This window comes from Saccharothrix obliqua (assembly GCF_019375475.1).
GTDB classification, from domain to species: Bacteria; Actinomycetota; Actinomycetes; order Mycobacteriales; family Pseudonocardiaceae; genus Actinosynnema; species Actinosynnema obliqua.
This window is the reverse complement of record NZ_JAHXGQ010000003.1, coordinates 80,136-94,024: the sequence shown is the minus strand read 5'-3', so window position 1 is coordinate 94,024 and position 13,889 is coordinate 80,136. Positions and strand designations below refer to the sequence as shown.

13 protein-coding genes are annotated in these 13,889 nt (G+C 71.1%); 3 read left to right on the top strand and 10 right to left on the bottom strand.

All coding sequences use genetic code 11. The features are described from left to right. Positions 1 to 151: 151 nt before the first annotated feature. The 6 genes from KZQ38_RS10420 to KZQ38_RS10395 all read right to left on the bottom strand — a co-directional run bounded on the left by KZQ38_RS10420 (position 152) and on the right by KZQ38_RS10395 (position 7,083). The gene (locus KZQ38_RS10420; RefSeq protein ID WP_308258334.1) at positions 152 to 697 is read right to left on the bottom strand and encodes an HIT family protein; all 546 of its coding nucleotides are present in this window, start codon (positions 695 to 697) and stop codon (positions 152 to 154) included. Further along, the gene (thrS, locus tag KZQ38_RS10415) at positions 694 to 2,709 is read right to left on the bottom strand and encodes a threonine--tRNA ligase (RefSeq protein WP_219440618.1); all 2,016 of its coding nucleotides are present in this window, start codon (positions 2,707 to 2,709) and stop codon (positions 694 to 696) included. The genes KZQ38_RS10420 and thrS overlap by 4 nt, the downstream gene beginning before the upstream one ends. A gap of 212 nt (positions 2,710 to 2,921) precedes the next feature. Then, positions 2,922 to 3,689 (bottom strand): 3-oxoacyl-ACP reductase, encoded by a 768-nt coding sequence (locus KZQ38_RS10410; RefSeq protein WP_219440609.1) that lies wholly within the window; start codon positions 3,687 to 3,689, stop codon positions 2,922 to 2,924. 13 nt (positions 3,690 to 3,702) lie between these two features. Next, positions 3,703 to 5,061: an aldehyde dehydrogenase family protein gene (locus KZQ38_RS10405; RefSeq protein WP_219440607.1), complete on the bottom strand. Its 1,359-nt coding sequence runs from the start codon at positions 5,059 to 5,061 to the stop codon at positions 3,703 to 3,705. Next, entirely contained in the window at positions 5,058 to 5,762 is a 705-nt protein-coding gene (locus KZQ38_RS10400; RefSeq protein ID WP_219440605.1) for a gamma-glutamyl-gamma-aminobutyrate hydrolase family protein, read from the bottom strand. The genes KZQ38_RS10405 and KZQ38_RS10400 overlap by 4 nt, the downstream gene beginning before the upstream one ends. After that, positions 5,743 to 7,083, bottom strand: coding sequence for a glutamine synthetase family protein (locus KZQ38_RS10395; protein WP_219440603.1), 1,341 nt, complete (start codon positions 7,081 to 7,083; stop codon positions 5,743 to 5,745). The genes KZQ38_RS10400 and KZQ38_RS10395 overlap by 20 nt, the downstream gene beginning before the upstream one ends. 248 nt (positions 7,084 to 7,331) lie before the next feature. On the opposite strand from KZQ38_RS10395, the gene eat reads away from it, so the two are divergent. Together eat and KZQ38_RS10385 are read left to right on the top strand one after the other, a co-directional pair. Continuing rightward, a complete protein-coding gene (gene eat, locus KZQ38_RS10390; protein ID WP_219440600.1) occupies positions 7,332 to 8,744 on the top strand; it encodes an ethanolamine permease in 1,413 nt (470 codons plus the stop codon). A 137-nt stretch (positions 8,745 to 8,881) separates the two neighbouring features. After that, positions 8,882 to 9,745: a 3-hydroxybutyryl-CoA dehydrogenase gene (locus KZQ38_RS10385; RefSeq protein ID WP_219440598.1), complete on the top strand. Its 864-nt coding sequence runs from the start codon at positions 8,882 to 8,884 to the stop codon at positions 9,743 to 9,745. Positions 9,746 to 9,811: 66 nt separating this feature from the next. Here the strand turns inward: KZQ38_RS10385 and KZQ38_RS10380 are convergent, their stop codons facing one another. Continuing rightward, positions 9,812 to 10,939, bottom strand: coding sequence for a tryptophan dimethylallyltransferase family protein (locus KZQ38_RS10380; protein ID WP_219440596.1), 1,128 nt, complete (start codon positions 10,937 to 10,939; stop codon positions 9,812 to 9,814). A gap of 192 nt (positions 10,940 to 11,131) precedes the next feature. On the opposite strand from KZQ38_RS10380, the gene KZQ38_RS10375 reads away from it, so the two are divergent. Next, a complete protein-coding gene (locus KZQ38_RS10375) occupies positions 11,132 to 12,436 on the top strand; it encodes a flavin-containing monooxygenase (protein ID WP_219440595.1) in 1,305 nt (434 codons plus the stop codon). A gap of 30 nt (positions 12,437 to 12,466) precedes the next feature. On the opposite strand, the gene KZQ38_RS10370 is transcribed toward KZQ38_RS10375, so the two are convergent. The 3 genes from KZQ38_RS10370 to KZQ38_RS10360 are packed head-to-tail and all read right to left on the bottom strand — an operon-like array spanning position 12,467 to position 13,846. After that, positions 12,467 to 13,060: a GTP-binding protein gene (locus KZQ38_RS10370; RefSeq protein WP_219440594.1), complete on the bottom strand. Its 594-nt coding sequence runs from the start codon at positions 13,058 to 13,060 to the stop codon at positions 12,467 to 12,469. Further along, positions 13,041 to 13,412 (bottom strand): DUF742 domain-containing protein, encoded by a 372-nt coding sequence (locus tag KZQ38_RS10365; protein ID WP_121007672.1) that lies wholly within the window; start codon positions 13,410 to 13,412, stop codon positions 13,041 to 13,043. Before KZQ38_RS10365 ends, KZQ38_RS10370 begins: the two co-directional genes overlap by 20 nt. Then, complete coding sequence (locus tag KZQ38_RS10360) at positions 13,412 to 13,846, bottom strand: roadblock/LC7 domain-containing protein (protein ID WP_219440592.1); 435 nt, start codon at positions 13,844 to 13,846, stop codon at positions 13,412 to 13,414. The genes KZQ38_RS10365 and KZQ38_RS10360 overlap by 1 nt, the downstream gene beginning before the upstream one ends. Positions 13,847 to 13,889 lie beyond the last annotated feature (43 nt).

Genomic DNA, 13,889 nt, shown 5'->3' with positions numbered 1-13,889 from the left:
CGCGTTGACTCATCACTTCGTGGTGATCCAGAACACGCCGACCACGGGTATCCGGGTTGCGAGCGAAACGCACGTGCAGGTGCAATTCCACCTGCACGTGCGAAACCACCCCATTCGGAAAGGGTGGATATGCGACCTGCCGAGCAGGGTCCTAGTGCTCTGACCAGGCGTCCGACAGGAGCCGGCGTGTTTCGCCCAGCAACTGCGGCAACACCTTCGTGTGGCCCACGACCGGCATGAAGTTCGAGTCGCCACCCCATCGGGGCACCACGTGCTGGTGCAGGTGCGCGGCGATGCCCGCACCCGCCACCACGCCCTGGTTCATGCCGATGTTGAACCCGTGCGGCCCGGAGACCGCGCGGATCACCCGCATGGCGTGCTGCGTGAACCGGGCGAACTCCACCGTCTCAGCAGGATCGAGGTCCGTGTAGTCCGGCACGTGCCGGTACGGCAACACCATCAGGTGACCCGGGTTGTACGGGTAGAGGTTGAGCACCGCGAACACCAGCTCGCCGCGCGCCACGATCAGGCCGTCCACGTCGTCCAGCCCGATCGCGCGGCAGAACGGGCAGCCCGCCGGCTCGTCGCCGTCCGCCTTGCCCTCACCACGCACGTAGGACATGCGGTGCGGGGTCCACAGCCGCTGCAACGCGTCGTGGACCCCGACCCCGTCCTGCTCCTCGTACTCGGGTGTCACCGGACGAGTTCCGCCGTGGGTGAGGCGTTCTCGCGGCGCGCCACCCAGTCCACGATGGTCTCCACCGCGCGTGCCACCGGCACGCCGTTGACCTGGGTGCCGTCGCGGAACCGGAACGACACCGCGCCCTCCTCCACGTCCTTGCCGCCCGCGAGCAGCATGAACGGCACCTTCTGCGTGGTGTGGTTGCGGATCTTCTTCTGCATCCGGTCGTCCGAGGCGTCCACGTCCACCCGGATCTTGTGCTCCCGCAGCGCCGCCGCCACCTGCTCCAGGTGCTCGACGTGGTCGCTCGCGATGGGGATGCCCACCACCTGCACCGGCGCGAGCCACGCCGGGAACGCGCCCGCGTAGTGCTCGGTGAGCACGCCGAAGAAGCGCTCGATCGAGCCGAACAACGCGCGGTGGATCATGATCGGCCGCTGGCGCGAGCCGTCCGGCGCGGTGTACTCCAGCTCGAACCGCTTGGGCTGGTTGAAGTCGAGCTGGATGGTCGACATCTGCCACGACCGGCCGATGGCGTCCTTCGCCTGCACGGAGATCTTGGGGCCGTAGTAGGCCGCGCCACCCGGGTCCGGCACCAGTTCGAGCCCGGAGTCCTCGGCGGCCCGGCGCAACGTCTCGGTGGCCTCCGCCCACTCCTCCGGGTCACCGATGAACTTCGGCGAGTCGTCCCGCGTGGACAGCTCCAGGTAGAAGTCGCTCAGGCCGTAGTCGGCGAGCAGGTCGAGCACGAACTTGAGCAGCGACCGCAGCTCACCCGGCATCTGCTCCTTGGTGCAGTAGATGTGCGAGTCGTCCATCGTCAGACCGCGCACCCGGGTCAGGCCGTGCACCACACCGGACTTCTCGTACCGGTAGACCGTGCCGAACTCGAACAGCCGCAGCGGCAGCTCGCGGTAGGACCGCCCGCGGGACCTGAAGATCAGGTTGTGCATCGGGCAGTTCATGGCCTTGAGGTAGTAGTCCTCGCCCTCGAACTCGATCGGCGGGAACATGGTGTCCGCGTAGTACGGCAGGTGGCCGGACGTGTGGAACAGGCCGCTCTTGCTGATGTGCGGCGTGTAGACGAACTCGTAGTCCGACTCCTCGTGCCGGCGGCGCGAGTAGTCCTCCAGCTCGCGGCGGACGATGCCGCCCTTCGGGTGGAACACGGCCAGGCCGGAGCCCAGCTCGTCCGGGAAGCTGAACAGGTCCAGCTCCACGCCCAGCTTGCGGTGGTCGCGGCGCTCGGCCTCGGCCAGCATCTCCAGGTGCGCGTCCAGCGCCTCCGCCGACTCCCACGCCGTGCCGTAGATGCGCTGGAGCTGCGGGTTGTTCTCGTTGCCGCGCCAGTAGGCGGCGGCGACGCGGGTGAGCTTGAACGCCGGGACGTGCTTGGTCGTCGGCACGTGCGGCCCGCGGCACAGGTCGCCCCAGACGCGCTCGCCGGTGCGCGGGTCGAGGTTGTCGTAGATCGTCAGCTCGCCGCCGCCGACCTCCATGACCTCCGCCGTGTCGACATCGGACTTGATGTCCACCAGCTCCAGCTTGAACGGCTCGGCCGCCAGCTCGGCCTTCGCGGCGTCGACCGACTCCACCACCCGCCGGTCGAACCGCTGCGCGCCCTTGATGATCTGCTTCATGCGCTTCTCCAGCGCCTGGAGGTCCTCGGGCGTGAACGGGCGGTCGACCTGGAAGTCGTAGTAGAAGCCGTCCTTGACGGGCGGGCCGATGCCGAGCTTGGCCTCGGGGAACTGCTGCTGGACGGCCTGCGCGAGCACGTGCGCGGCCGAGTGGCGGATCACGGAGCGGCCGTCGGGCGTGTCGGCGGCGACCGCCTCGACCTCGACCTCCACCGCCGGCTGCCACGACAGGTCGCGCAGGTGGCCCTCGGCGTCCCGGACGACGACGATCGCGTCCGGGCCCTTGCCCGGCAGACCCGCCTCCCGGACCGCCGTGCCCGCGGTGGTCCCCGCCGGCACCACCACGCGCGGTGGGGCGAGAGCGGCTGCGGGACGTGGCTGGGACACGATGACTCCTCCGGTAGGCGGGACCCTGTTCCGTCAGATGTTATCGGTGGTCACCCACGCCATTTCCGCCGACACGTCCGACGTGCGCGGACGACCACGCCGAACCGCCCCCACGACCGCGACACCGCCACCGGCCCACCCACCCGGGCGACCGCACCCCCGGACACCGCTCCCCGCCGCCCCGCCTCCACCGGCCGCTCCACACCGCCCACTCACAGCGGTGTCACGTAGGCCCCCGAGATCCCCCCGTCCACGAGGAAGTTCGACGCCGTGATGAACGAGGAGTCGTCACTGGCCAGGAACGCCACGGCGGCGGCGATCTCCTCCGGCTCGGCGAACCGGCCCAGCGGCACGTGCACCAGCCGCCGCGCGGCCCGCTCCGGGTCCGCGGCGAACAGCTCCCGCAGCAGCGGCGTGTTGACCGGGCCGGGCGACAGGGCGTTGACCCGCACGCCCGAGCGCGCGAACTGGACGCCCAGCTCCCGGCTCATCGCCAGCACACCGCCCTTGGACGCCGTGTAGGAGATCTGCGACGTGGCCGCGCCCATGGTCGCCACGAACGACGCCGTGTTGATCACCGACCCCCGACCTCGCCGCAGCATGTGCGGGATGGCGTGCTTGCAGCACAGGTACACCGAGGTCAGGTTGACCTTCTGCACCCGGTCCCACGCCTCGATGCCGGTGGTGAGCACCGAGTCGTCCTCGGGCGGCGAGATGCCCGCGTTGTTGAACGCGACGTCCACCGCGCCGTAGGCGTCCGCGGCGGTCTGGTAGAGCGCGGCGACCTGCTCCTCGTCGGTCACGTCGACCTGCACGAACAGACCGCCCACCGCGTCGGCGGCGGCCTTGCCGGTGTCGCCGTCGACGTCCGCGACGACGACCCGCGCGCCCTCCTCGGCCAGGCGGCGCGTCGACGCCAGCCCGATACCGCTGCCGCCGCCCGTGACGACCGCCACCCGGCCCGCCAGTCGCTCTGCCATGTCTCTCCCGGTCTCAGTGGGCGATGAACACGTTCTTGGTCTCGGTGAACGCGTCCGGCGCGTCCGGTCCGAGTTCCCGGCCGAGGCCGGACTGCTTGAACCCGCCGAACGGCGTCCAGTACCGCACCGAGGAGTGCGAGTTGACCGACAGGTTCCCCGCCTCCACACCCCGCGAGACGCGCAGCGCGCGCCCCACGTCCCGGGTCCAGACGGAGCCGGACAGGCCGTACTCGCCGTGGTTCGCGAGCCGCACGGCGTCCTCCTCGTCCTCGAACGGCAGGACCACGACGACGGGGCCGAAGACCTCGTCCACGGCGACCGGCGCGTCCGGCGCGACGGGCGCGAGGACCGTCGGGGGGAACCAGTACCCGGGTCCGCCCGGCGCGGAGCCGCGGAACGCCACGGGCGCGTCGTCGGGCACGTAGGAGGAGACCTTCGCCAGGTGCGCTGCGGAGATCAACGGCCCCATCGCGGTCGCCTCGTCGCCGGGGTCGCCGACCACGACACCGCGCACGGCCGGTTCCAGCAGCTCCATGAACCGGTCGTACACCGACGCCTGGACCAGGATGCGCGACCGCGCGCAGCAGTCCTGGCCCGCGTTGTCGAACGCCCCCTGCGGCGCGGTGGCCGCGGCCCGCTCCAGGTCGGCGTCGGCAAACACGATGTTGGCCGACTTGCCGCCGAGTTCCAGCGTCACCCGCTTGACCTGCTCGGCGCAGCCCGCCATGACCTCCTTGCCGACCCGCGTCGACCCGGTGAACACGACCTTGCGCACCGCCGGGTGCGTCACGAACCGCCGCCCCACCACGGGTCCCGCGCCCGGCAGCACCTGGAACACGTCCTCCGGGATGCCGGCCGCGCGGGCCAGCTCGGCCAGCTTCAACGCGGTCAGCGGCGTGAGTTCGGCGGGCTTGAGCACCACCGTGTTGCCCGCCGCGAGCGCGGGCGCGAAGCCCCAGCCCGCGATGGGCATCGGGAAGTTCCACGGCACGATCACGCCGACCACGCCGAGCGGTTCCCGGAACGTCACGTCCCACCCGCCCGGCACCGGTATCTGCCTGCCGAACAGGCGTTCCGGCGCGGCGGCGTAGTAGTGCAGGACGTCGCGGACGTTGCCCGCCTCCCACCGCGCGTTGGCGATGGTGTGCCCGGCGTTGCGCACCTCCAGCCCGGCCAGCTCCTCCAACGCCCCGTCCACCGCCTCCGCGAACCGGCGCAGCAGCCGCGCCCGGTCGCCCGGCGCGACGTCACGCCACGCCGGGAACGCGGCCCGCGCCCGGTCGATCGCCGCGTCGGTCTCCTCCAGCGAGGCGAGTTCGACGGTGCGCAGCACCCGCGCGGTGGCCGGGTCCACCACGTCGAACGCGGTCACCGGCCGACACCGCCCGCCGTGGCGGCGACCAGCGCGGCGAACAGGCGGTCGTCCTCGCTGTCGGCCTCCGGGTGCGACTGGACGCCGAGCACGAACCGCGAGCCCGGCAGCTCGACCGCCTCCACCGTGCCGTCCGGCGCGCTCGCCACGACCCGCAGCCCGTCGCCGAGGTCGTCCACCGCCTGGTGGTGGTGGCAGTGCACGGTGGTGGCGAGGCCGACGACGCCGGCCAGCAGGGTGCCGGGCGCGACGGCGACGCCGGTGTGCTCGAACGCCGCGGGCGCCGGGTTGTGGCCCTCGACGTGCTGGGCCAGCGTGCCGCCGAGGGCGACGTTGAGCACCTGCATACCCCGGCACACGCCGAGCAGCGGCAGGTCGAGCTTGAGGGCGGCCCGCACCAGCTCCAGCTCGGCGGCGTCCCGGTCGGGCCGCGGCGGGCCGGTCCGGGTGTCCCGCGGCCGGCCGTACCGCGCGGGGTCGACGTCCGCGCCACCCGCCAGCACCAGGCCGTCGAGGAAGCCGATGGCCGACGCGTCCCACACGCCGACCGGCGGCAGCAGCACCGGGTTGCCGCCCGCGCGCACCACCGAGTCGAGGTAGTCGCGGTGCAGCACGGCGGCCGGCACGTCCCACACGCCGAACCGCGTGCGCTCCAGGTAGGTGGTGACGCCGATCAGCGGCCTAGAGCCGTTCGAAACCACGGATGCGCTCCCAGTCGGTCACGGTCGAGTCGTACGCCGCCAGCTCGACGCGGGCGGCGTTGAGGTAGTGGTCCACCACGTCCCGGCCGAACGCGTCGCGGGCGATGTCGCTGCGGGCGAACAACGAGGCCGCGTCGCGCAGGGTCCCGGGCACGGTCGGGAGGTCGGCGGCGTAGGCGTTGCCGGTGAACTCGTCCGGCAGGCGGAGGTCGTGCTCCAGGCCGTGCAGGCCGGCCGCGATCAGCGCCGCGACCGCCAGGTACGGGTTGACGTCGCCGCCCGGCACCCGGTTCTCGAACCGCAGCGACGGGCCGTGCCCCACCACCCGCAGGGCGCACGTCCGGTTGTCCCGGCCCCAGGCGACGGCCGTCGGCGCGAAGCTGCCCGCGACGAACCGCTTGTAGGAGTTGACGTTCGGGGCGAGGAAGCAGGTCAGCTCGCGCAACGCGGCGAGCTGGCCCGCGAGGAAGGACTCCATCAGCGGCGACATGCCCGACCCGGCGGCGAACACCGGTTCACCGTCCGCCGTCCGCAGGCTGAGGTGCACGTGGCAGGAATTGCCCTCGTGCTGGTCGTACTTGGCCATGAACGTCAGCGACCGGCCGTGCTGCGCGGCGATCTCCTTCGCACCGGTTTTGTAGACGCTGTGGTTGTCGCACGTGACGAGGGCTTCCTTGAAGCGGAACGCGATCTCGTGCTGGCCGGGGCTGCACTCGCCCTTGGCGGACTCCACCGCCAGGCCCGCGCCCGCCATGTGGTTGCGGATGTCGCGCAGCAGCGGCTCGACGCGTGCCGTGCCGAGCAGCGAGTAGTCGACGTTGTACTGGTTGGCCGGGGTGAGGTCGCGGTACCCGCGCCGCCAGGCGTCCTCGTAGGTGTCGTCGAAGAGGATGAACTCCAGTTCGGTGCCGACGAACGCGTGCAGCCCGCGTTCGGCGAGGCGGTCGAGCTGGCGGCGCAACACCTGCCGCGGCGAGACCGCCACCGGTTCGCCGTCCTGTCGTTCGACGTCGCACAGCACCAGGGCGGTGCCCTCGTGCCACGGGACGCGGCGCAGCGTGGACAGGTCGGGCTTCATCACGAAGTCGCCGTAGCCGGTGTCCCAGGAGGAGGCGGTGTACCCGTCGACGGTGTTCATCTCCACGTCCACGGCGAGCAGGTAGTCGCACCCCTCGGCGGCCTCGGGCAGCACCACGTCGAGGAAGTGGCGCGCGGCGCAGCGCTTGCCCTGGAGCCGGCCCTGCATGTCCACCACCGCCACCAGGACCGTGTCGATCTCCCCGGCGTCGACCAGCCCGCGCAACTCCTCGACGGTGAGCATCCGCACCTGCCTCCAGAAGGTCGGCCGCGCCAATCCTGGCACCGCCCGGGTGACGCACGCCACCCGCGCCGAACCGGAGGAGTGCTCGGCTCCGCGCCACCCGCACGCTCGCTTTTCCCGCTCCCACAACGGTTTTCCCGGCACAGCGCCCCCCACCGGCGAGGGGCGTCGCACACTCGGCTTGTTGACACGGTCGAGTGACCCACGTCACCGTGCGAGGGCAACGCTACCGACCCATTGGAGTCCGGATGGCCGAGCACGTCGAGTGCGAGCGGGTGGGGCGCGAGTACCTGGAGCACCGGCGGTTGCGACGTGGTGCGGCGGGGTGGGTCCTGCTGGCCGGGCTCGGGGTCTCCTACGTCGTGTCCGGCGATTTCGCGGGCTGGAACTTCGGGCTCGCCCGGGGTGGGTGGGGCGGCCTGCTGATCGCGACCGCGCTCATGGCCGTGATGTACGGGTGCATGGTCTTCGACCTGGCCGAGTTGGCCGCCGCGCTGCCGGCCGCGGGCGCCGGTTACGGCTTCGCGCGGCGTGCCCTGGGTCCCCTGGGTGGTTTCGCGACCGGCGTCGCCATCCTCGTGGAGTACGCCGTCGCACCTGCCGCCATCGCGGTCTTCATCGGTGGCTACGTGGAGGCCATCGGCCTGTTCGGCCTGACGAATTCCTGGCCGGTGTACCTGGTGTGCTTCGCGGTCTTCGTCGGCGTGCACCTGTACGGGGTGGGCGAGGCGTTGCGGTTGATGTTCGCGATCACCGGCGTCGCGGTCGTGGCGCTGCTGGCGTTCGTGGTCGGCATGGTGCCGAAGTTCGACGCCGACCGGCTGTTCGACCTGGCGGGCGGGGGCTTCCTCCCGTTCGGCATCACCGGCGTGTTGGGTGCGTTGGTGTACGGCATCTGGTTCTTCCTGGCCGTGGAAGGCGTCCCCCTGGCCGCCGAGGAGGCGCGCGACCCGAAGCGCGACGTGCCGCGCGGCATCATCGCGGCGATGGCCGTGCTGCTGTTGTTCGCGGTGGCGATCCTGGTGCTCGCACCGGGCGGCGCGGGCGCGGGCGCGTTGCAGGCGTCCGACAACCCGTTGCCGGACGCGGTGCGCGCGGCGTACGGCGGGGACAACGTGCTCTCGCGCCTGGTGAACCACGTCGGCCTGGCGGGGTTGGTGGCGAGCTTCTTCTCGCTGATATACGCGTACTCGCGGCAACTCTTCGCGTTGTCCCGGGCGGGTTACCTGCCGCGGTGGCTGTCCCGGACGGGCCGACGGCGGACCCCCCGCGCGGCGCTGCTCGTGCCGGGCGTGCTCGGGTTCGCCCTCGCCGCGGTGACCGGGAACGGCGCGCTGCTGATCGACATCGCGGTCTTCGGCGCCGCCCTGTCGTACGTGCTGATGATGGTGTCGCACATCGTGCTGCGTCGACGCGAACCCGCCATGCCCCGCCCGTACCGGACACCGGGAGGCGTGGTGACGACCGGCGCGGCCCTGGTGCTGGCGCTGGCCGCCGTGGTGGCGACCTTCGTCGTGGACCCGTTGGCCGCCGGCATCACGGCGGGCGCGGTGGCCCTGGCGCTGACCTACTTCTGGTTCTACAGCAGACACCACCTGGTCGCCTCGGCGCCGGAGGAGGAGTTCGCCGCGATCGCCCGCGCCGAACGGGAACTCGACTGACCCGGCGCGCGCAGCGGCCAACCCCGCCCCGAGCACTCCCACCGCCGACGAACCACCAGGTCACCCCCCACGCACCGGGCAGCGGACCGGCGGGTGGAGGTTGTGCCACCCCGCCACCGCCCTGGCAGGATCGGGGCGTGAGTGACATTCGACGTGTTGGAGTGGTGGGGTCCGGGCTGATGGGCTCCGGTATCGCCGAGGTCTGCGCGCGCGCCGGCCTCGACGTGCTGGTGGCCGAAGTCAGCCCGGACGCCACCGAAGCCGCGCGGGGGCGGATCGCCTCCTCGTTGGGCAAGGGTGTGCGCAGCGGCAAGCTGACCGCCGAGGACCGGGACGCCGCACTGGAGCGCCTCCGGTTCACCACCGACCTCGCCGACCTCGCCGACCGCAACCTGGTCGTCGAGGCGGTCGCGGAGAACGAGCAGGTCAAGACCGAGATCTTCAGCGCGCTGGACAAGGTCGTCGAGGACCCGAAGGCGATCTTCGCCTCGAACACGTCCTCCATCCCGATCATGAAGCTGGGCATGGCCACCACCCGGCCGGAGCAGGTGGTCGGGGTGCACTTCTTCAACCCCGTCCCGGTGCTGAAGCTGGTCGAGCTGGTGCCGTCGCTGCTGACCGGCGAGGAGACGCGGTCCCGCGCCGAGGAGTTCGTGACCGGCGTCCTGCACAAGGAGGTCATCCGGTCGCAGGACCGGGCGGGCTTCGTGGTGAACGCCCTGCTCATCCCCTACCTGCTGTCCTCGATCCGGATGCTGGAGTCCGGGTTCGCCAGCGCGGAGGACATCGACAACGGCATGGTGCTGGGCTGCGCGCACCCGATGGGTCCGCTGCGCCTGGCCGACCTGATCGGCCTGGACACCACCAAGGCGATCGCCGAGTCGATGTACGAGGAGTTCAAGGAGCCCCTGTACTCGCCGCCGCCGCTGCTGCTGCGCATGGTCGACGCGGGCCTGCTGGGCAAGAAGAGCGGCCGCGGGTTCCACGTCTACGCGAGCTGAAGCACGCGGCGGTCCACACGGCCTGACGGTGCGCGGGTCCCCCATCGACCGGAGACCCGCGCAACGTCACGCGTGCGCGCCCGCCACCGCCGTGTCGTGCACCGCGAACCGGAAGTACACGCCCAGGTCCGGCCGCCGCGAGGTGGTCCGGAAGCTGAGCAGCTCGTGCATCCCCACCATCGTCTCCAACGGCTGCGGCGCGAGCGCGTCGACCACCGCCCGGTACTGGTGGTGGTCCACCCCGAACCGCCGCATCACCGACGTGATGCGTGCCGCGGCCTCCGCGTCGGACGACACCTCGCTGGGCAGGCGCAGGTAGATGTTCGCCTCCTCGGCCCCTCCCGCGCCCGCGCGGAACGCCAGGCAGGTCATCGGCTCGTTGTCCGGCAGCCCCGGCGGTCCGTACACGTCGCGGTACGCGGGCTGGGCGAGCACCGGGTCGTGCGTCCGCGCGAACGACGCCACGCGGTCCAGGTCGACGCGCCCCGTGTGCCGGAAGTACACCTTCACCCGCGCGTCCGGCGCGTCCGCCAGATCCAGCGCGACGAACTCCAGGTCGTGGCCCTCGGCGGCGAGTTCGGTGAGCGAGGACGCCACACCGCGCCACGCCGACGAGAGCCCGAGTCTCGCCATCGCCGCGGCCATCACCTCCGGTACGGCGGCACAGCCGTGCGCCTGCGGGTTCAGGTAGACCTTGTACCGCGCCCGCTCACCGGGCCGGTACGCCATCGAGTGCCACACGGTGGGCCGGAACGGCGCCGGGTCGGGCACCACGAACAGGTCCTCCACGGCCAGGTACCGGGCGAGCGAGACACCCGGCCGTCCGGCGAGCGAACGCGTCAACGCCCGCCCGGCCTCCTGCGCCGCCCACGCCGTCGGCGCCTCCCCCGGTGTTTCGAACAACACCCGCACTTCCGGCACACCACCACGCCAGCTCACCGAGAACTCCATCGGAAAACCGTCGCGGGAAACGAACGACGGGTATTCCGGTTCGGCACCGGCGGTCCGGTCCGCCCACGCGCCGAGCAACCCGTCGAGTTCGGCGGAGGACGCCCGCGACCGGTCGGCGGAGAAGCCCAGTGCGGCACTGATGTCGAACCATTTGCCGAGCGCGAACTCGCGATAGGTCGAAAACGATGCGCGGAACAGGCCCGCACGTCGTGCGGTCTGGGCCACAGCGGTGGAACTGGACACTAGGCACCTCCGGGCGCAAGGCTTACCCGGTGGACAACCCGCACGCAATGGAGGACCGGCCGGTGGGCGGAGATCACACCCCGCGCGGCCGGGCACGCTCGGTGACGGAAATGGGCCGGAAGAGTGGCGGCGCTAGTGCGCGAAACAGCCGGTAGTCAATACCCCGAACGTCCCATCCATGATCACACCTGTGTGATCGGCGCGGGCATCTCGGGGCTGGCGGTCGCCGGAACGCTCCATTCCAGGGGTCTCCCGGTCACGGTTCTGGAACGGTCCGCCGGCGTCGGCGGGCTGTGGCGCTACCCCGATCCGCCGGAACCGGGACCCGCCTACCGGTCGCTCCACCTGAACACCTCGGCGAAGATCACCGGTTACTCCGACTTCCCGATGCCGGACCACTTCCCGCGCTACCCCCGCCACGACCAGGTGGCCTCCTACCTGCAAAGTTACGCCGATCACAAAGGCGTGACGGATCTGGTCCGGACAACTGTGGAAGTCGAGGCGCTGGACCGCGGACCGGACGGCACGTGGCTCGTGACGACCCGTGACGGAACCGGGGCGCGGGAACGGCACGCGTACGGCCACGTGGTCGTCGCGACCGGCCACCACTGGTCGCCGAAGGTGCCGTCGCTGCCCGGCGACGAGACGTTCACCGGTCGCAGAACGCACTCGTTCGATTACTCCGGACCGGCGGCGCACGCGGGCAGGCGGGTGGCCGTCATCGGCTTCGGGAACTCCGCCGCGGACATTTCCGTGGAGCTTTCCCGGGTGGCCGTGAAAACTATTGTGGTGCAACGCCGAGGCGTTCACGTGGTACCCAAGACAATGCTCGGGATACCGATTGACGAAATTGCCTCGGCCCCCTGGTGGGCCCGCCTGGCGTTCCCCGAGCAACGCCGCCTCATCGAACTGCTGCTGCGCCTGATGAGGGGGCGGCTGACGGACTACGGGCTCGCCGAGCCGGACCACCGGGTGTTCGGCGGAGCGCTCACCATATCCGACGAGCTGCTCAGCCGCATCAACCACGGCGCACTCGTCGTGAAGCCCGCGGTGGAGCGCATCGTGAACGGCTCGCTACATTTTGTCGACGGCTCGGCGGCCGAGGTCGACGACCTCGTCTACTGCACCGGTTATCGGATCGAATTCCCGTTCCTGCCGTCCGAATGGGTGTTCGAACCGGCCGGGCAGGTCGCGCTCTACCAACGGGTGGTGCCACCCGCCCACCCGGGCCTGTACTTCGCGGGCCTGATCCGGCCGTTCGGCGCGATCACGCGCCTGGTGGAGGCGCAGGCGGAGTGGATCGCCGACCTGGTGGAGGGCACGGCCGAGCTGCCGGCCGAACGGGTGATGCGCCAGGAGGTCAAGGCGCACCTCAAGGCCGCACGGGCGCGGTACGGCACCACGGCGGCCGATTCGGTGCAGGTGGACTTCGCGACCTACCTGGCGGCGCTGCGCGCGCAGCGCCGCCGGGGTGTGCTCACCGCGCGGCGGGGGTGATCACGTCGGCGATCACATCCGCGCCGGCGGTCAGGCCATCGCGTCCAGGCGGTCCATGGTGTGCTGGATCAGGTTCACCAGGACCGTCTTGGCCGACTCCCGGTCCCGCGCGTCGCACAGCACGAGCGGGATGCCCTTCTCCACGTCCAGCGCGCGGCGCACCTCCTCCACCTCGTACAGGTGGGCGCCCTCGAAGCAGTTGACCGCGATGATGAACGGGATGCCGCGCCGCTCGAAGAAGTCGATGGACGGGAAGCTGGAGTCGAGCCGGCGGGTGTCCACCAGGATCACCGCGCCGATCGCGCCGTAGGCCAGTTCGTCCCACATGAACCAGAACCGGTTCTGGCCGGGCGTGCCGAACAGGTAGAGGACCACCTCCGGGTTGATCGTGATGCGCCCGAAGTCGAGGGCCACCGTGGTGGTCTCCTTCTGCTCCAGGCCCAGGACGTCGTCGACGCCCACACCCGCCTCGGTGAGCAGCTCCTCGGTGTGCAGCGGTGGGATCTCGCTGACCGCGTTGACCATCGTCGTCTTGCCGGTGCCGAAGCCGCCGGCGATGACGATCTTGACTGGGGTGGGTACGAGCAGTTCCCCACCCGGTCGCTCAGATTCCACGGACACCATCCAGCACTGCCTGCAACAGGTTCCGGTCCGGCACTTGCGGGACGCGGGAGGGGTCTCGGATCACGACGTCACCGCGCTGGATGAGGTCGCTCAACAGCACCTTGACGACCACCAGGGGCACGTCGAGGTACGCGGCGACCTCCGCCACGGACAGCGGTCGCCGGCACAGCTCCATGATCTCAAGGTGCTCGACGGACAACGCATCGGGGTCCGCGGGGGACGGCATCGCGCGCACCTGGGTCACCAGGTGCAGCTCCGGCCGCAGCGGGCGGGTCCGGCCGCGCACCATCGCGTACGGGCGGACCAGCGGCCCGGCCGCCTCGTCGTACCACCAGTCCTCGCGGCCGGCCATCAGGAAGTCCTGCGAGCCGTGGGCAAGGCCGCCGCGGTGCCGCGTGGCGCGGACGACAGGTAGGTGCCGACGCGCTTCACGAGCATGTTCATCTCGTAGGCGATCATCCCCATGTCGGAGTCCTCTTCGCCCAGGACCGCGAGGCACGCGCCGTGGCCCGCCGCCGTGACGAAGAGGTAGGCGTGCTCCATCTCCACGATGGTCTGCCGCACCGCGCCGCCGCCGAAGTGCCGCCCCGTGCCGCGCGCCAGGCTCTGGAACGCCGACGCCATGGCCGACAGGTGGTCGGAGTCGTCCTTGGACAGCCCGGGTGAGCGGCCGAGCAGCAGACCGTCCGCGGACAGCACCACCGCGTGCCGCGCACCAACCACACGGCCGACCAGGTCCTCCAACAACCAGTTCAGTTCGTTGTGCTGGCTGGTCATGTCGTTCATCGCCGTTGCCTTTCCGGTTTCCAGTCGTCCGGCCACTGCTGCT